The organism is Cupriavidus sp. BIC8F, from assembly GCF_032465815.1.
In the GTDB taxonomy this organism is placed as follows: domain Bacteria; phylum Pseudomonadota; class Gammaproteobacteria; order Burkholderiales; family Burkholderiaceae; genus Cupriavidus; species Cupriavidus necator.
Genome location: NZ_CP136094.1, coordinates 1,216,927 through 1,234,457, shown reverse-complemented (window position 1 = coordinate 1,234,457; position 17,531 = coordinate 1,216,927). Strand labels below are relative to the sequence as shown.

At 65.2% G+C, this 17,531-nt stretch carries 15 protein-coding genes; 14 read left to right on the top strand and 1 reads right to left on the bottom strand.

Annotated features, from left to right (window positions below; genetic code table 11):
* The first annotated feature begins 134 nt into the window (after positions 1 to 134).
* The 6 genes from RS901_RS05810 to RS901_RS05785 all read left to right on the top strand — a co-directional run bounded on the left by RS901_RS05810 (position 135) and on the right by RS901_RS05785 (position 7,609).
* A complete protein-coding gene (locus RS901_RS05810) occupies positions 135 to 671 on the top strand; it encodes a hypothetical protein (RefSeq protein WP_410054156.1) in 537 nt (178 codons plus the stop codon).
* An 81-nt stretch (positions 672 to 752) separates the two neighbouring features.
* Entirely contained in the window at positions 753 to 1,514 is a 762-nt protein-coding gene (locus RS901_RS05805) for a sulfite exporter TauE/SafE family protein (protein WP_316151891.1), read from the top strand.
* Between the two features lie 453 nt (positions 1,515 to 1,967).
* Positions 1,968 to 3,119 carry an ABC transporter substrate-binding protein gene (locus tag RS901_RS05800; RefSeq protein ID WP_316151890.1) on the top strand — a complete coding sequence of 384 codons (1,152 nt, stop codon included), beginning with the start codon at positions 1,968 to 1,970 and terminating at the stop codon, positions 3,117 to 3,119.
* A gap of 839 nt (positions 3,120 to 3,958) precedes the next feature.
* Positions 3,959 to 5,011 carry a branched-chain amino acid ABC transporter permease gene (locus RS901_RS05795; RefSeq protein WP_316151889.1) on the top strand — a complete coding sequence of 351 codons (1,053 nt, stop codon included), beginning with the start codon at positions 3,959 to 3,961 and terminating at the stop codon, positions 5,009 to 5,011.
* A 3-nt stretch (positions 5,012 to 5,014) separates the two neighbouring features.
* Positions 5,015 to 6,856 (top strand): branched-chain amino acid ABC transporter ATP-binding protein/permease, encoded by a 1,842-nt coding sequence (locus RS901_RS05790; protein ID WP_316151888.1) that lies wholly within the window; start codon positions 5,015 to 5,017, stop codon positions 6,854 to 6,856.
* 9 nt (positions 6,857 to 6,865) lie between these two features.
* The gene (locus RS901_RS05785; protein ID WP_316151887.1) at positions 6,866 to 7,609 is read left to right on the top strand and encodes an ABC transporter ATP-binding protein; all 744 of its coding nucleotides are present in this window, start codon (positions 6,866 to 6,868) and stop codon (positions 7,607 to 7,609) included.
* A gap of 259 nt (positions 7,610 to 7,868) precedes the next feature.
* Here the strand turns inward: RS901_RS05785 and RS901_RS05780 are convergent, their stop codons facing one another.
* Entirely contained in the window at positions 7,869 to 8,804 is a 936-nt protein-coding gene (locus RS901_RS05780) for a LysR substrate-binding domain-containing protein (RefSeq protein ID WP_316151886.1), read from the bottom strand.
* 158 nt (positions 8,805 to 8,962) lie between these two features.
* On the opposite strand from RS901_RS05780, the gene RS901_RS05775 reads away from it, so the two are divergent.
* The 8 genes from RS901_RS05775 to atpB all read left to right on the top strand — a co-directional run bounded on the left by RS901_RS05775 (position 8,963) and on the right by atpB (position 17,474).
* The gene (locus tag RS901_RS05775; protein ID WP_316151885.1) at positions 8,963 to 9,958 is read left to right on the top strand and encodes a tripartite tricarboxylate transporter substrate binding protein BugE; all 996 of its coding nucleotides are present in this window, start codon (positions 8,963 to 8,965) and stop codon (positions 9,956 to 9,958) included.
* A gap of 3 nt (positions 9,959 to 9,961) precedes the next feature.
* The gene (locus RS901_RS05770; RefSeq protein WP_316151884.1) at positions 9,962 to 10,834 is read left to right on the top strand and encodes an N-formylglutamate amidohydrolase; all 873 of its coding nucleotides are present in this window, start codon (positions 9,962 to 9,964) and stop codon (positions 10,832 to 10,834) included.
* 211 nt (positions 10,835 to 11,045) lie between these two features.
* Positions 11,046 to 13,004 (top strand): tRNA uridine-5-carboxymethylaminomethyl(34) synthesis enzyme MnmG, encoded by a 1,959-nt coding sequence (gene mnmG, locus RS901_RS05765; RefSeq protein WP_316151883.1) that lies wholly within the window; start codon positions 11,046 to 11,048, stop codon positions 13,002 to 13,004.
* Positions 13,005 to 13,025: 21 nt separating this feature from the next.
* On the top strand, positions 13,026 to 13,727 hold the full coding sequence (gene rsmG, locus RS901_RS05760; RefSeq protein WP_316151882.1) for a 16S rRNA (guanine(527)-N(7))-methyltransferase RsmG: 702 nt from the start codon (positions 13,026 to 13,028) through the stop codon (positions 13,725 to 13,727).
* Between the two features lie 84 nt (positions 13,728 to 13,811).
* Positions 13,812 to 14,585 (top strand): ParA family protein, encoded by a 774-nt coding sequence (locus tag RS901_RS05755; protein ID WP_316151881.1) that lies wholly within the window; start codon positions 13,812 to 13,814, stop codon positions 14,583 to 14,585.
* Between the two features lie 14 nt (positions 14,586 to 14,599).
* Positions 14,600 to 15,502, top strand: a complete 903-nt coding sequence (locus RS901_RS05750) for a ParB/RepB/Spo0J family partition protein (protein WP_316151880.1) — start codon at positions 14,600 to 14,602, stop codon at positions 15,500 to 15,502.
* 357 nt (positions 15,503 to 15,859) lie between these two features.
* Positions 15,860 to 16,363, top strand: a complete 504-nt coding sequence (locus RS901_RS05745) for an ATP synthase subunit I (protein ID WP_316151879.1) — start codon at positions 15,860 to 15,862, stop codon at positions 16,361 to 16,363.
* 244 nt (positions 16,364 to 16,607) lie between these two features.
* On the top strand, positions 16,608 to 17,474 hold the full coding sequence (gene atpB / locus RS901_RS05740) for a F0F1 ATP synthase subunit A (RefSeq protein WP_035825623.1): 867 nt from the start codon (positions 16,608 to 16,610) through the stop codon (positions 17,472 to 17,474).
* The last annotated feature ends 57 nt before the right edge of the window (positions 17,475 to 17,531 follow it).

The following is a 17,531-nucleotide window of genomic DNA, read 5'->3' as shown; positions in this document are numbered from 1 at the left end:
CGGCAACGCTTTTTTCATTTGGGCTTCCCAACCCCTCCTGTGGCGCTTTCGCCCCATCATGGGGCATCCAGGCCGCATCGGCGTCACCTGGCTATCCTCCACATGCGACAATGCGGGCGCTCTCATTGCCCGCCATGCCTGCCGCCCCTGATTCCCCCGACTCCCCAGCCGTTCCGGATCGTCCTGACGCACCCGTGCCGCAGGGCTTGGTACGCCTCGGGCTGGGTGCCGACGCAGCCATGCTGGAGGCCTGGCTGGATACGGTGCAGCCACTGCCGGTGCCCGCCGCCCGCGCGCGCCGGCTGATGCTGGACGACCTGCTGGCCCAGTCCGGTCGCGGCATCTGCCTGCTGGTGGACGACGCGCAGGCTCCGCACGATCTGCTGGCATGCCTGCCGGTGGCGCTGCTCCCGAGCCTGGAGCTTGCCGGCCTGGCTGCCTGCAGCATTGAGTGGTGGGTACGGGCCGGGCTGGACGCCGGGTCCCGCCGTGCCTGCCTTGAGGCCTGCTGCGCCACGCTGGCCGACTGGGGCCGCGCGCACGGAATCCGCCATGCGCTGCTGGCGCCGGGGCTGGTGGCAGGGCTAGGCGGCGCGCCGCCGGGCTTCAGCCCGCATGGCAACGGCATGTGGCACCGCAGCCTGGTGCCGGCGGCCAAGGTGCTGGGCTGAACCGCCGCCGCCCGGCAGCGCGCCGGCCTGCCCGTACCGATCTCCTCCGATCTTTCCCTTTTCGCTTCCCTGCTTCCTGCAATGACGGAATTCGCATTCCTGGCGGTTGCCGCCTTTCTCGCCGGCCTGATCGACGCGGTCGCCGGCGGCGGCGGCCTGGTACAGATCCCGGCGATGTTCTCGGCCTATCCGAATATCGCGCCGGCCACGCTGCTGGGCACCAACAAGATGGGCTCGATCGCGGGCACCGCCAACGCGGCGCTGCGCTACGGCCGCAGCGTGCGCATCTACTGGGGCGCGACCGCGCCCGCGGTGGTGGCGGCCTTTATCTTCTCGATGGCCGGCGCCTGGGCGCTGACCATGATCCCGGCCGAGCCGCTGCGCAAGGCGCTGCCGTTCGTGCTGGTGGTGTTGCTGGTCTACACCGTGGCCAGGAAGGACCTGGGCACGGAACACGCGCCGACGCTGTCGGGGTCGCGCGAGCGCGTCGCGGCGCTGCTGGCCGGTGCCGCCATCGGCTTCTATGACGGCGTGTTCGGTCCGGGCACCGGCAGCTTCCTGATGATCGCGTTCGTGCGGGTGTTCGGCTATGACTTCCTGCACGCGGCGGCTTCGACCAAGGTGGTCAACCTTGCCACCAACCTGGCGGCATTGCTCTTGCTGGCCAGCAAGGGCCATATCTGGTGGCAGCTCGGGCTGGTGATGGCGGTGGCCAACATCGCCGGCAGCCAGGTGGGCAGCAAGCTGGCCCTGCGCCACGGCAGCGCCTTCGTGCGCAAGGTGTTTATCGTGGTGGTGAGCGCGCTGATCCTGAAGACCGCCTGGGACGCGTTCCTGCGCTGACGGCAAGGCCCCAGGCGGGGCGCGCGATGCGGGTTAATCCTCCCTTTTCGCACCAGGTCGCTGTGCTAGACTCGATCCGCATTCCCGACCGAGCGGTCGGTGAATGGCCGGAGCGCGCCGCTCCGGGGAAATGGTGCGGACGGGGAAATCGGGGAGCGGCCTCGCGTCGTTCCTGGCTGTAGCGCAGGTGCCGGCGATGTGCCTGCGTCAGACCCGAGGGGTCGATCAAGGCCCACTGAACCGGATGGAATGCGCACCCGCGGGGCTGCGCCTCAAGGCCGTATGCGTCGTTGCAAATGCTCGCAATAGCCGTGCTATTGCTGCGCTTTGCGCCTAGCCTACGACCTTGCTGCGCAGCCCCGCGGGTGCGATTCATCCAGTTCAGTGGACCAGGGCATCCGCCGGTGGACGCCGGACGGATGCCTTTCCGTTTCAGGAACCGAAGGAGACAAGATGGATTTCAAGCGCGCCAGCCTGCTGGCAATCGCTGCGGCGAGCCTGGTTGCCGGTGCAGCCCAGGCACAGGTCAAGGTCGGGGTGACGGTGTCGGCGACGGGTCCGGCGGCATCGCTGGGTATTCCGGAGAAGAACACCTTCACGCTGATGCCCAAGGAAATCGCGGGCAAGAAGATCGAGTACATCGTGCTGGACGATGCCTCCGACACCACCACCGCGGTCAAGAACACCCGCAAGCTGATCAGCGAAGACAAGGTCGACGTAGTGGTGGGTTCCACCGTGACGCCGAACTCGCTGGCGATGGTGGACGTGGTGGCCGAGAACGAGACGCCGATGATCACCATGGCCGCGTCGGCCCGCATCATCGAGCCGATGGACGCCAAGCGCGCCTGGGTCTTCAAGACGCCGCAGAATGACTCGCACATGGCGACCGCCATTGCCGAGCACATGACCAACAACAACGTGAAGACGGTGGCCTTTATCGGCTTCGCGGACGCCTATGGCGACAGTTGGGCGCAGGAATTCGCCAAGGTGGCGGAACTGCGCAAGATCAAGGTGGTCGCCAACGAGCGCTTTGCCCGTACCGATACCTCGGTCACCGGCCAGGTGCTGAAGATGATGAGTGCCAACGCCGACGCCGTGCTGATCGCAGGCTCGGGTACGCCCGCAGCGCTGCCGGCCAAGACGCTCAAGGAGCGTGGCTTCAAGGGCAAGATCTACCAGACCCACGGCGTGGCCAATGCCGACTTCCTGCGCGTGTGCGGAAAGGATTGCGAAGGCACCTTCCTGCCGGCTGGACCGCTGCTGGTGGCTGAGCAGCTGCCGGACAGCAATCCGGTGAAGAAGCCGGCCATGAGCTACAAGACCGCTTATGAGAAGGCGTTCGGCGGGCAGGTGTCGACTTTCGGCGGCCATGCCTGGGATGCGGGGCTGATCTTGCAGCATGCCATTCCCGAGGCGCTGAAGAAGGGCCAGCCGGGTAGCAAGGAATTCCGCAAGGCGTTGCGGGAGGCAATGGAGCAGACCAGGAATCTGCCGGTGTCGCACGGGATTATGAACATGAGTGCCACGGACCATCTGGGCTTCGATCAGCGGGCGCGGGTGATGGTGCAGATTGTTGATGGGAAGTGGAAGTTGTTGACTAAGTGAGGGGTGGGGGTGGGGGGCGGCGGCGTGGCGGCTATGTGGTTGGATGTCGCGCTTGACTGGCGTGGGCTGTTTCGCCGGCGTAGCCGGCGAGTCACTTTTTGTCCGAGCGACAAAAAGTAACCAAAAAACGCGTCGCCTATGCGGCTGGCAATCAATTTCACGGCGTTGGTGGTTCGTACGGTGGTGCTTGCCGTTCTGGCGTGGTTGCCCGTTCGACCCTGCTACGCCATGTGAGTGTGTGCCCGTGCCTGCGTTAACCCACTATTGAACGATCCCCATGCAGGGCGTAGGCCGCCTGCTGCAAACGGCATCGCGGGGACGCCTACGGCTGCTGCGCGGGCCCAAAATGCGCTGACGGTCATTGGGCGCTTGCGCGGAGCGCAGCCGAAGGCGTTGATGCGATATCGCTCGAGAGCGCGGGCCACCGCCCGACTTGGGGATTGTTCAAAAGCCGGTTATCGCAGGCACAGGCTCACACTCACATGGCGTTAGCAGGGTCGAACCGCGACCACATCCAAACGGCAAGCACCGCCGCCCATATGACCTACGCCGCGTAATGGATTGCCAGCCGCATAGGCGACGCGTTTCTTGGTTACTTCTTGTCGCTTGGACAAGAAGTGACTCGCCGGCTACGCCGGCGAAACAGCCCATGCTACTCAAGCGCGACATCCAACCGCATAGCAACAATGCGAAACGCCCACGTCCCCATGCACACCTCTTAGGGCTTGCCTGTATTTCCACATTAGGCAATCCGTTTACTATTCCGTAATCCCGAAGCACACAGCACCCTGTCGGCCCCCATATGATGCAGGCAGGTATTTCCAAAAGACGGGGAGACAATGGACTTATCAATCGCCGCCATCCTGGCCCAGGACGGCATCACCTCGGGCGCGATCTACGCGCTGCTGGCGCTGGCCCTGGTGCTGGTGTTCTCGGTGACCCGGGTCATCTTCATCCCGCAAGGGGAGTTTGTTGCCTACGGCGCGCTGACGCTCGCGGCGATGCAGGCCGGGCACGCGCCGCAGACGAGCTGGCTGCTGCTGGCAATGGGGGCGCTGACTTTCCTCTATGAAACCGTCACGGTGCTGCGCAGCGCCGAGTTGCGCCGCACGCTGGGCCAGCGGCTGGCAGTGCTGGCCGGCAAGTACCTGGTATTCCCGCTCGCGGTGCACTGGCTGGCGCAGCAGTACGGCGCGCAGCCGCTGCCGATGCTGGCGCAGATCGCGCTGACGCTGCTGATCATCATCCCGCTCGGCCCGATGCTGTATCGGCTCGCCTACCAGCCGCTGGCCGAAGCCAGCACGCTGGTGCTGCTGATCGTCTCGGTCGGCGTGCACTTTGCGCTGGTGGGGCTGGGCCTGGTGATGTTCGGCGCGGAGGGCTCGCGCACCAACGCGTTCTCGGATGCGCGCTTCGACGTGGGGGCGCTCAGCATCTCGGGCCAGAGCCTGTGGATCGTGGGCGTGTCGGCGCTGCTGATTGGCGCGCTGTACTTCTATTTCGAGCGCACGCTGCAGGGCAAGGCGTTGCGTGCGACCGCGGTGAACCGGCTGGGTGCGCGCCTGGTCGGCATCGGCACCACGCAGGCGGGGCGCCTGTCGTTCACGCTGGCCGCGGCGATGGGCGCGCTGTGCGGCATCCTGATCGCGCCGCTGACCACCGTGTACTACGAGTCGGGCTTCCTGGTGGGCCTGAAGGGCTTTGTCGGCGCCATCGTCGGCGGGCTGGTGAGCTACCCCGTGGCGGCGCTGGGTGCGCTGCTGGTGGGGCTGCTCGAATCCTATTCGTCCTTCTGGGCCAGCGCGTTCAAGGAGGTCATCGTCTTCACACTGATCATTCCGGTGCTGCTGTGGCGCTCGCTGACGAGCAAGCATGTCGAGGAGGAGGAATAAGCCATGACCATGCTGACCGACAAGCAGGCGGCGGTGACCAGTGCCGAGGCAGGCAGCCGTGCGCGGCTGAACCGCAACCGGGTATTGGTGCTGGCTTTCATAGTGGCGCTGGTGTTGCTGCCGGCGCTGCCGACGCCGGAATTCTGGATCACTCTGGGCAATTACATCGGCCTGTACAGCATCGTGGCGATCGGGCTGGTGCTGCTGACCGGGGTGGGCGGCATGACCTCGTTCGGGCAGGCCGCGTTCGTGGGGCTGGGCGCGTACAGCACTGCGTACCTGACCACGCAGTTCGGGTTGTCGCCCTGGTTTGGGTTGCTGGTGGGGCTGGTGATCACGATGGCATCGGCCTATGTGATCGGGCTGATCACAATGCGCATGTCCGGCCACTACCTGCCGCTGGCGACCATTGCCTGGGGCCTGTCGCTGTTCTTCCTGTTCGGCAACCTGGAGTTCCTGGGCAAGTATGACGGCCTGAACGGGATCCCGGTGCTGTCGTTCTTCGGCATCGAACTGCAGTCGGGCCGCTCGATGTTCTACCTGATCTGGGCGGTGGTGCTGCTGGCCGTGCTGGCGATGCAGAACCTGCTGAACTCGCGCCCGGGCCGGGCCATCCGCGCGCTCAAGGGCGGCGGCGTGATGGCCGAGGCCATGGGTGTGAACACCGCGTGGATGAAGGTGGTGATCTTCGTGGTGGCGGCGGTCCTGGCGTGCGTGTCGGGCTTCCTGTACGCGCACCTGCAGCGCGCGGTGAATCCGACGCCGTTTGGCCTGAACTACGGCATCGAGTACCTGTTCATGGCCGTGGTCGGCGGCGTGGGCCATGTGTGGGGCGCGGTGCTGGGCGCGGGCATCCTGACCATCCTGAAGGATGTGCTGCAGGGCCTGTTGCCCAAGCTGCTCGGTGCCAACGGCAACTTCGAGATCATCGTCTTCGGCGTGCTGCTGGTATTGCTGCTGCAATATGCGCGCGATGGCATCTGGCCGTTCCTGCGGCGTCTGGTTCCTTCGGGTCCGCCGGTACTGGCGCCGGCGCAGGCCGAGGCCCTGGCCGTGCGCCAGAAGCCCGAGGCCGGCGACCTGATCCTGGATGTGCGCGCCGCGCGCAAGGAGTTCGGCGGGCTGGTGGCGGTGAACGATGTCAGCTTCCAGGTGCGTGCGGGCGAGATCATCGGGCTGATCGGTCCCAATGGTGCCGGCAAGTCCACCACCTTCAACCTGGTGACGGGCGTGCTGCCGGTCACGCGCGGGGAGGTGCGTTACCGCGGTGAAGTGATCTCGGGCCTGCCGTCGCGCGAGATCGTCAAGCGTGGCATCGGCCGCACCTTCCAGCACGTGCACCTGCTGCCGACCATGACGGTGCTGGAGAACGTGGCCATCGGCGCGCACCTGCGCGGCGATTTCCGCGCCCAGGGCGGCGTCTCGGCCGCGATCCTGCGCATGAACAAGGCCGAGGAAGAGAAGCTGCTGTTCGAAGCGAAGCGCCAGCTTGAACGCGTGGGCCTGGCCGATTGCATGTACATGGAAGCCGGCAGCCTCGCGCTGGGCCAGCAGCGGATCCTTGAAATCGCGCGCGCACTGTGCTGCGACCCGGCGCTGCTGTTGCTCGACGAGCCGGCAGCGGGCCTGCGCTACAAGGAGAAGCAGGCGCTGGCCGAGCTGCTGCGCAAGCTCAAGGGCGAGGGCATGAGCGTGCTGCTGGTCGAGCACGACATGGACTTCGTGATGAACCTGACCGACCGGCTGGTGGTGATGGAATTCGGCACGCGCATTGCCGAGGGCGTGCCCGAGGAAGTGCAGAAGAACCCGGCGGTGCTGGAAGCCTACCTGGGTGGCGTGGAGTAAGGACCGGACATGAGCCTGATACTCGAAGTGAAGGACCTCCACGTCCGCTACGGCAAGGTGGAAGCGGTGCACGGCGCCAACCTGAAGGTGGAGGCCGGCAAGATCGTTACGGTGATCGGCCCCAACGGCGCCGGCAAGTCGACCATGCTCAATGCGATCATGGGTGCGCTGCCGGTGACGGGGTCGTCAAGCGGTTCGGTGGGCTACCTCGGCCACGACATGGCCGGCATTCCGGTGGAGGGGCGCGTTGCGCGCGGCATGTGCCTGGTGCCGGAGAAGCGCGAGCTGTTTGCGTCGATGACGGTAGAGGACAACCTGCAGCTGGGCGCCTTCCGCCGCAAGCGCGCCGGCGAGAAGAACTACCTGGACCAGATGGACGTGGTCTACGATCTGTTCCCGCGCCTGCGCGAGCGCGCCCGCCAGGACGCCGGCACGCTCTCCGGGGGCGAGCGCCAGATGCTGGCGGTGGGCCGCGCGCTGATGGCCAAGCCGCAGCTGCTGATGCTGGACGAGCCCAGCCTTGGCCTGGCGCCGCTGATCGTGAAGGAGATCTTCCACATCATCAGCAATCTGCGCCGGACCGGCGTGGCCACGCTGCTGATCGAGCAGAACGCGCGCGCCGCGCTGCAGGTGGCGGACTACGGCTATGTGATCGAGACCGGCGATATGGCGATGGAAGGGCCGGCCGACGAGCTGGCGGCGAATCCGAAGGTGATTGAAACCTATCTTGGCCTGGCAAAAAAGGCGGCTTGATCCGCCCGGTTTTCGCCAGAGGAATGAGGGCCTGCGGAAGCAGGCCCTTTTCTATTGGTGGTGTGAATAACTTTGGGGATAACCCAATTCAGAGGCACTTAGTACGGATGTCGGCACCGGTGCGCTGATGTAGGTACGCCAATATCTATTGGAGTGATTTTTGCCGATCCAATTTACAGAATAACATCCATACCGATAATAATTTGCAGAATATTATCTGTGCGATGAATGTATTTCTGCATAATTTTTGTTCTGTAAGTTATCCAGTGAATAAAGTGTTGGTGCTGCTGCCTGTATCCTTCGCTGCGGTCTCCAGCAGCCAATCCCGGAAGCAGGTCAGCGCCGGATGATCGCGCCGTTCCTTCGGCGCACACAGGAAATAGCCCCGTTGCAGGGTAATTGGCATGTCAAACGGCGCCATTACGCGTCCGGCGGCAATTTCGTCGCGCACCAGGCAGCGCTGCAGCACGGCGACGCCCATGTCGGCGCGCACCGCCTGGATCAGGATCGAGACCTGGTCGAACGCTGTGGATAACCTCGGCGCAGCGTTGGGTACGCCTGCCGCCTGCAGCCAGTTTTGCCAGTTCGCCGGCGCGGTGGTGTGGTAGAGCAGGGGCTCGTCCAGCAGCTCCGCGGGAGACCGCCAGCGGCCGGCCTCGCGCCGTGCCCGGGCGCGGTCCGGATGACAGACCGGCACCATTTCACGTCCCACCACATAGTCGGCCTGCAGGCCGGGCCACTTGCCGGCTTCACCCGCCAGGATGGCGGCGTCGGGGGAGGGGCTGGAGAGGTCCTCGTCGCGCTGGTACGGGACGAAGTCCAGCCGGATTTCCGGATGGCGGCGATGGAAGTCCGGCAGGCGCGGCACCAGCCAGACGCTGGCCAGCGTGGGCACGACGGACAGCGTCAGGTGGTGCCGGCGGTCGCCGGCGCGGAGGGCGGCGCTGGCGTGCTCGATCGTGGCCAGCGGCTCGGCCACGGCGTCAAGCAATTGCCGGCCGGCATCGGTCAGCAGCAGCCGGTGGGCATTGCGCTGTAGCAGCGGCTGCCCGAAATGCGCTTCCAGTCGCGCGATGGCGCGGCTGATGGCCCCCTGCGTCACGCACAATTCGTCCGCTGCGCGGGTAAAGCTGCCCAGCCGTGCCGCGGTGGCAAAGGCGTGCAACTCGGACATCGATGGGGAATGCAGCCGCATGGCGGTGGAGGGGGAAGGAGGAAGAGCGGGGCGGCTGCCGGAGCGGCCGCTGCAGGATGATCTTTGGTAATGCAAACGTGCAATATAGTCGTTTGTGCCCGCCCGGTAAACGGCTGACACTCGTCCGGTTCATGCACAAAACCAATAGGAGAAACCCCATGGTCCGAGCCAGGATATCCCGCCGCCAGCTGCTGCTGTCCGGTACCGCCGCCGCTGCCACGCTGGCCTTTGCCGGCAGCGCTTTCGCGCAAGCCAGCTACCCGACGCGCCCGATCCGCCTGATCGTGCCGTTCGCGGCGGGCGGGTCCACTGACCTGTCGGCGCGCCTGGTGGCAGAGTTTGCAGGGCGCGAGCTGGGCCAGTCGATCGTGGTCGAGAACAAAGGCGGTGCCGGCGGCTCGCTGGGCATGGAGCAGGTGGCCAACGCCGCGCCGGATGGCTACACCATCGGCATGGCCACGGTCAGCACGCACGGGTCCAACCCCGCCGTATACCCCAAGCTCAAGTACGACCCGATCAAGGACTTTTCGCCGGTTACCAATGTGGTGGCGATTCCCAGCGTGTTCGCGGTGCACCCCAGCGTGCCGGCCAAGACCATGCAGGAGTTCATCGCGCTAGCCAGGGCCAACCCGGGCAAGTACAGCTTTGCTTCGCCGGGGGCCGGGTCGCTGGGCCATGTCAACATCGAGAACTTCATGATGCTGGCCAAGATCGACCTGCTGCACGTGCCGTACAAGGGCGCCGGGCTGGCGCTGAACGACGCCGTGGCAGGGCAGGTCAATGCCATCACCGACAACCTGTCGTCGACGCTGCCCCACGTGAAAGCGGGCAGGCTGCGCGCGCTGGCGGTGCTGGGCGCGGGGCGCTCGGCGCAGTTGCCCAACGTGCCGACCTATGCCGAACTGGGCTTCAAGGACATGGGCGATGGCGGCTGGTTCGGCATTGTCGCGCCTGCGAATACGCCGCCCGCCATCGTCGCCAGGCTCAACCAGGCGATCCACAAGGCCATGCTGAATCCCGAGTTCAAGCGCAAGGTGGAAGAATCCGGCGGCACGCTGGTGCCGACTACGCCGGAGCAGTTCAAGGCGCAGATCCAGCAGGCAATGGCGCGCTACGTCCGCGTGGCCAAGGCTGCCGATATCAAGCTGGACTGAGGCATGGCCGAAGCAATCAACCAGACCGCTGCATTACCGCCGGTGATCGTGCGCCTGCCGGAAGGGGAGGCGCTGCCGCTGGTATGCGATTCGCCGCACAGCGGCACCGTGTACCCGGCTGACTTCGGTGCGGCAATCCCGGCCGCGCGCCTGCGTGGCGGCGAGGATACCCACGTCGATGCCTTGTGGGAGGCCGTGCCCGCAGCAGGCGGTACGCTGCTGGCGGCCACCTTCCCGCGGGTCTATATCGACCCGAACCGGATGCCAGACGATATCGACCCGGCCCAGCTCGACGGCACCTGGCCGACGGAGCTGGCCCCGGGGCCGAAGACGCAGCTGGGCTACGGCCTGATCTGGAGCCGGGTCGACGCCAGCACGCCGATCTACGACCGCCGCCTGTCCGTGGCGGAAGTGCAGGCCCGTATCGATCGCTACTACCGGCCGTACCATCTGGCGCTGGCCGGGGCCGTGGAGGGTGCTCACGAGCGCTTTGGCGCGCTCTGGCATCTGAACCTGCACTCCATGCCCAACAATGCCTACGAGCGGCTCAAGATCGCCAGCCTGCACCCGCTGGCGGACTTTGTGCTGGGCGACCGGGACGGCACCACCTGCGAGCCGGGGCTGGTCGACCTGGTCGAACGGGAACTGCGCGGCATGGGCTACACGGTGGCGCGCAACGACCCGTACAAGGGCGTGCAGCTGATCGCGCAGATCGGCCGGCCGGCCGAGCGGCGCAATAGCCTGCAGATCGAGATCCGACGGCCGCTGTATATGGACGAGGTGACACGCGAGCGCAATGCCGGGTTCGCAACCTTGCAGCGCGATCTTGGCAAGCTGACCGAGCAGGTTGCGGGCTATATCCACGCGCAACTCTGAGGCGCTTGTTCCACGTGAAACATCCGGCCGGGCCATGTGCCCGGCCTTTTTGTTTCACGTGGAACATAACGTCGCTTTCGAGCGACTCGCCGGGTATCGCCAACGCCATGTTTCACGTGAAACATGGTTACCTTCGGAAAGCGGCTAGTCGATTGCCGCTATAATTTCGCATTCCCGTATTTTCCCGCCAGCCTCCCGGAGGAGGTGTCCCATGCTTTACCCAAAAGAATTCGATGTCATCGTCGTCGGCGGTGGCCATGCCGGCACTGAAGCTGCACTCGCCGCGGCCCGTATGGGCTGCCAGACGCTGCTGCTGACTCACAACATCGAGACGCTGGGCCAGATGAGCTGCAACCCGTCCATCGGGGGCATCGGCAAGGGGCACCTGGTCAAGGAAGTGGACGCCATGGGCGGTGCCATGGCCGCCGCCACGGACGAGTCCGGCATCCAGTTCCGCATCCTCAACTCCAGCAAGGGCCCGGCGGTGCGCGCCACGCGCGCCCAGGCGGACCGCGTGCTGTACCGCAAGGCTATCCGTACCCGGCTGGAGAACCAGCCGAACCTGATGCTGTTCCAGCAGGCCGTGGACGACCTGATGGTGGAGGGCGACCGCGTAGTCGGCGCCATGACGCAGGTCGGCATCGCCTTCCGCGCCCGCGCGGTGGTGCTGACCGCCGGCACCTTCCTGGACGGCAAGATCCACGTCGGGCTGGATAACTACACCGGCGGCCGCGCCGGCGACCCGGCAGCAGTGTCGCTGTCGGCGCGCCTGAAGGACCTGAAGCTGCCGCAAGGCCGCCTGAAGACCGGCACGCCGCCGCGCATCGACGGCCGCACCATCGACTTTTCGGTGATGGAAGAGCAGCCTGGTGACCTGGATCCGGTACCGGTGTTCTCCTTCCTGGGCCGTCCGGAGCAGCACCCGCAACAGCTGCCGTGCTGGATCACACATACCAACAGCCGTACCCACGACATCATCCGAGGCGGGCTGGACCGCTCGCCGATGTACACCGGCGTGATCGAAGGCGTAGGGCCGCGCTACTGCCCCAGCATCGAGGACAAGATCCATCGCTTTGCCAGCAAGGAAAGCCACCAGATCTTCCTGGAGCCCGAAGGCCTGACCACCAACGAGTTCTACCCCAACGGGATCTCGACCAGCCTGCCGTTCGATGTGCAGCTGGAACTGGTGCACTCGATCCGCGGGATGGAGAACGCGCATATCCTGCGCCCCGGTTATGCGATCGAGTATGACTACTTCGATCCGCGCGGGCTGAAGGCATCGCTGGAGAGCAAGGCCATCCGCGGCCTGTTCTTTGCGGGACAGATCAATGGCACCACCGGCTATGAAGAAGCCGCCGCGCAGGGCCTGCTGGCCGGCATCAACGCTGGCTGCTATGTGCGCGAACGCGATGCGTGGACGCCGCGCCGCGACCAGGCCTACCTGGGCGTGCTGGTCGACGACCTGATTACCCGCGGTGTGACTGAGCCGTACCGCATGTTCACCAGCCGCGCGGAATTCCGCCTGAGCCTGCGGGAAGACAATGCCGATATGCGCCTGACTGAGGCCGGCCGTGAACTGGGCGTGGTCGACGATGCGCGCTGGGATGCCTTCAACCGCAAGCGTGACGCTGTTTCACGTGAAACAGAGCGCCTGAAGTGCACATGGGTCAACCCGGCCATGCTGCAGGCCGAAGACGCCATGCCGCTGCTGGGCAAGCCGATCGAGCGCGAGTACAGCCTGGCCGACCTGCTGCGCCGGCCCGAAGTCCGCTATGAAGCACTGATGGCGCTGCAGGGCGGCCGCCATGCCCCGGAAACGCCGCTGGACGCCGAGCCGATGCTGGCGGAGCAGATCCGCGAGCAGATCGAGATTGGCATCAAGTACCACGGCTATATCGCCCGCCAGGCGGCCGAGGTCGACAAGCTGGAAGCCAATGAGTCGACCCGCCTGCCGGAAGGGCTGGACTACACCGAAGTGCGTGGCCTGGGCTTCGAGGTCAGCCAGAAGCTGAACCAACATCGTCCGGAAACGCTGGGCCAGGCCTCGCGCATTTCCGGCGTGACGCCGGCCGCGATCTCGCTGCTGCTGGTGCATCTGAAGAAGAAGGGCCTGGGGCGCACGCGCGCTGAGTCGGGCGCACCTTCCGGCAACTCCGAAGAGGCCGCCTGAGTGCCCGGTCCGCGACACACCATGACCGACGACGCCACGCAGCGTCGTCGCCTTGAAGCCGGTCTGGTTGAGATCGGGCTGGCGCTGGAGCCGGCCCAGATCGACACCTTGTTTGCCTACCTGGCGCTGCTGCGCAAGTGGAACGGCGTCTACAACCTGACCGCAATCCGCCACCCCGATGAGATGCTTACGCATCACATGCTGGACTCGCTTGCCGCCGTGCCGGCGCTGGCCGAAGCCGCGCGCGCCGCAGAGGTAGGCACGCCGGCGCGGGGCAGGGTATTGGACGTGGGCTCGGGCGGCGGCATGCCCGGCCTGCCGCTGGCCATCGCCTGTCCCGACGTGTCGGTGCTGATGGTGGACATCGTGCAGAAGAAGACCGCCTTCCTGACCCAGTGCCGCGCGCAACTGGGGCTTTCCAATGTCGCGGCGCATTGGGGGCCGGTGGAGAAGCTGGGCGATGACGATGGCTTTGCCGTGATCACCTCGCGCGCGTTTGCCGAGCTGACCGACTTCGTGAACCTGTCGGGCCAGCTCCTCGCACCGCACGGCAAGCTGATCGCCATGAAGGGTGTTTATCCACAGGCCGAGCTGGACCGCATGGAAGCTGCCGGGCTGATGGCGCAATGGCAGGTCGATGCGGTGCCCCGCATCACCGTGCCCGGGCTGGATGCCGAGCGCCACCTGGTGGTGCTGTCGCGGCGCGCAAGCGCACACGCATGACATACGCCGTGGCGCTGCGTGCAGCGCCGCGAACTGCCAGCCCCGCGCTGGCCGGATGAATTGAAGCAGGAGCCTCAGTAGCTTATGGCCAAGGTATTCGTGATCGCAAACCAGAAGGGCGGGGTAGGCAAGACCACCACCACGGTGAACCTCGCCGCCGGCCTGGCCGCGCAGGACCAGCGCGTGCTGCTGGTCGACCTGGACCCGCAGGGCAATGCCTCGATGGGTTCGGGCATCGACAAGCAGGCGCTGGAGCACAGCGTGTACCAGGTGCTGGTCGGCCTGGCCAGCATCAAGCAGGCGCGCCAGCGTTCCGAGACCGGCAGGTACGACGTGCTGCCCGCCAACCGCGAACTGGCCGGCGCGGAAGTGGAGCTGGTCGAGCTGGACCAGCGCGAGCGCCGCCTCAGGCATGCCATCGAAGAGGTCAATGACGAATATGACTTCGTGCTGATCGACTGCCCGCCGTCGCTGTCGCTGCTGACGCTGAACGGCCTGTGCGCCGCGCACGGCGTGATCGTGCCGATGCAGTGCGAGTACTTCGCGCTGGAAGGGCTGTCGGACCTGGTCAACACCATCAAGCAGGTGCACGCCAACCTGAACCGCGACCTGCAGGTGATCGGCCTGCTGCGCGTCATGTTCGATCCGCGCGTCACACTGCAGCAGCAGGTGTCGGCGCAGCTGGAATCGCACTTCGGCGAGAAGGTCTTCAAGACTCTGATCCCGCGCAATGTGCGGCTGGCCGAGGCACCGTCCTATGGCATGCCGGGCGTGGCGTTCGATCCGTCATCAAAGGGCGCAAAAGCGTACCTGGATTTCGGCGCCGAGATGATCGCGCGCGTCAGGCAGCTGGGCTGAAGGAGAGGGCAAGCATGAGCACTGCAAAGAAAAAGGGCCTGGGCCGCGGTCTCGAAGCGCTGCTGGGCGGGCCGGCCGAAATCGTTGAATCGGCGAAGCAGGAGGGTGCGCCCACCGTGCTGCGCCTGACCCAGTTGCAGCCGGGCAAGTACCAGCCGCGCACGCGCATGGATGAAGGCGCGCTGCAGGAGCTGGCCGCCAGCATCCGCGCGCAGGGCCTGATGCAGCCGATCCTGGTGCGCCGCGTGGCCGAGCCGGACCGCTATGAAATCATCGCGGGCGAGCGGCGCTTCCGTGCGTCCAAGCTCGCCGGCCTGGACAAGGTGCCGGTGCTGGTGAAGGACGTGGCCGATGAAGCCGCGGCCGCGATGGCGCTGATCGAGAACATCCAGCGCGAAGACCTGAACCCGCTGGAAGAGGCGCAGGGCATCATGCGCCTGATCCGCGAGTTCAGTTTCACGCATGAGCAGGCGGCCGAGTCGGTCGGCCGTTCGCGCAGCGCGGTGTCGAACCTGCTGCGCCTGCTGAACCTGGCCGCGCCGGTGCAGACCATGCTGATGGCGGGCGACCTCGACATGGGCCACGCGCGCGCGCTGCTGGCGGTGGACGGCGCCAACCAGATCACGCTGGCCAACCAGATCGTGAACAAGCGGCTGTCGGTGCGCGAGACCGAGAAGCTGGTGGCGTCCACGCTCAAGCCGTTCGACCTGAAGTCGCTCAAGCAGAAGGGCGCCAACAACGTGCGCGACGTGGCACGGCTGGAAGAAGAATTGTCCGATGCGCTGGGCCTGGCGGTACAGATCAAGCTGGGCGCGCGCGGCAAGGGTCAGCTCACCATCCACTTCAGCGACAACGACGCGCTTGAAGACGTGCTCGTGCGCCTGCGCGAATCCACTGAAAAGCAGAAGGTCGCCTGAGGCAAGATGCGAAGGCGCACGTAACTTCGCGTGCGCAATTCGGTGCGATTAACGGACATTGCGGCGATGACTGTTGCGTGTACGCTGCAGTGGCCGTTCCAAGGGCAGGTATACGTATGGCGTGCCCGGTAATCCCTCATCATGCGTAGGGTTCGCTGCGCAATCCAATTACGTCAAACATCATTGCTGCGCAATTTTTGCGCGGCCATCATGCAATCGTGATGGCAACCGTTGTGCGCAACGCACTGCAAGGTAAATGTAAGCGGATTGACGCGAATCAGTAGTTCCCCTTAAAATCGTGCGGTTTGAATTCTGGTCGGGCCGAAAAGTTCCGGCCTTGAATGAGGCAGGCAGGTAGTGGTTCAAGACCGTCAGCAGCGAGGCGCCGGGTCCCGTCAGAAAGATGACTGGGACGACTGGAAAGAAGGCGCAGAACGTGAGGAAGAGGCTGTCGATCCGCTGTCGCACGCCGAGGCGGTGACGCTGTTTGGCGAGCGCGCGTTGCGCCCTTCGCGCATGACCCCGGGCAAGGTTGTCCTGGCGCAGGTGGTGGTTTCCCTGCTGTCGGCACTGTGCTGGGCGCTGTTTGCGAAAGAGGCGGGGCCGTATGGGTGGTCGGCGCTGTTCGGCGGCATGGTGTGCTTCGTGCCGAGCGGATTCTTCGCCTTGCGCCTGTGGCTGGCGCGCGACCGGGCTTCGGTCGGCGGGTTGGTGCTGGGCGAGGCGATCAAGGTCTTCGGCACCGTGGCACTGCTGGTGCTGGTCGTGGTGCTGTACCGGGATCTGCGCTGGGTGCCGATGCTGGTCACGTTCCTGCTGGCGCTAAAGACATATTGGGTGGTGGCCCTGGCAATGCGCTAGGCCAGCCGCTCGAAAACGGTGCTTCATCCGGAGGTGGGGCACCGAAACGGAATATCAAGTGTTTTCCGTGACGGTTTCAACGCGGGTTTCATCGCAGTGACACCGGACACGGCCAAGGTTGGACCCCGCTTGCATCGCGGTGACCGGCGAATCCGCCGAAGGCAATGCAAGACGCGTACCGGGCGTTTGCCAGACAGTGGCGGCGCGCGGCCTGAAGATTTCGCAATATACCGTTCGTATCGACATGTCTGATGCTACCCAAGGCGCCGAACACGCGCTGACACCCTCCGGCTATATCGCCGAACACTTGCAGAACTTGAACTCGGTCGGCGGCAAGCAAGCGTCGGTGGTCGATTTCTCCGTGCTCAACTACGACACGGTGTTCTGGTCTGTGCTGTGCGGCGCCATCGCCGTGCTGTTCCTGTACGCCGCCGCGCGCCGCGTCACTGCCGGCGTGCCGGGCCGCTTCCAGGCCTTTGTCGAGATGATCGTCGAGATGGTCGACGACCAGGCCAAGGGCATCATCCACGGCGACCGTTCGTGGATTGCGCCGCTGGCGCTGATGGTGTTCTGCTGGATCACCATGATGAACGCGATCGACCTGATTCCGGTCGACTGGGTCACCGGCCTGAACAGCCTGCTGGGCGTCTTCCACATTCACCTTCCCCACCACCGTGCAGTGGCCACGGCCGACCTGAACGGCACGCTGGGCATGTCGTGCTCGGTGCTGGTCCTGATGATCTACTACAGCTTCAAGATCAAGGGCACGGGCGGCTTCATGCACGAACTGTTCTCGGCCCCGTTTGGCGCCAAGTGGTACCTGGCCCCGTTCAACCTGGTCCTGAACCTGATCGAATTCCTGGCCAAGGCGGTTTCGCTCGGCATGCGGTTGTTCGGCAACATGTACGCCGGCGAACTCGTGTTCCTGCTGATCGCGCTGCTGGGTTCCATCTGGACGTTCAGCGCCGACCTGTCCGCGCTGGGCTTTGTCGGCCACGTGGTGGCTGGCACGGTATGGGCGATCTTCCACATCCTGATCGTTCTGCTCCAGGCCTTCATTTTCATGATGCTGACGCTGGTGTACATCGGCCAGGCTCACGATCACCACTGATTTCCGGTTTTTGGTTTTTTGGTTTTTTGGTTCTAAGTCTCTCTAAATTAAAGGAGT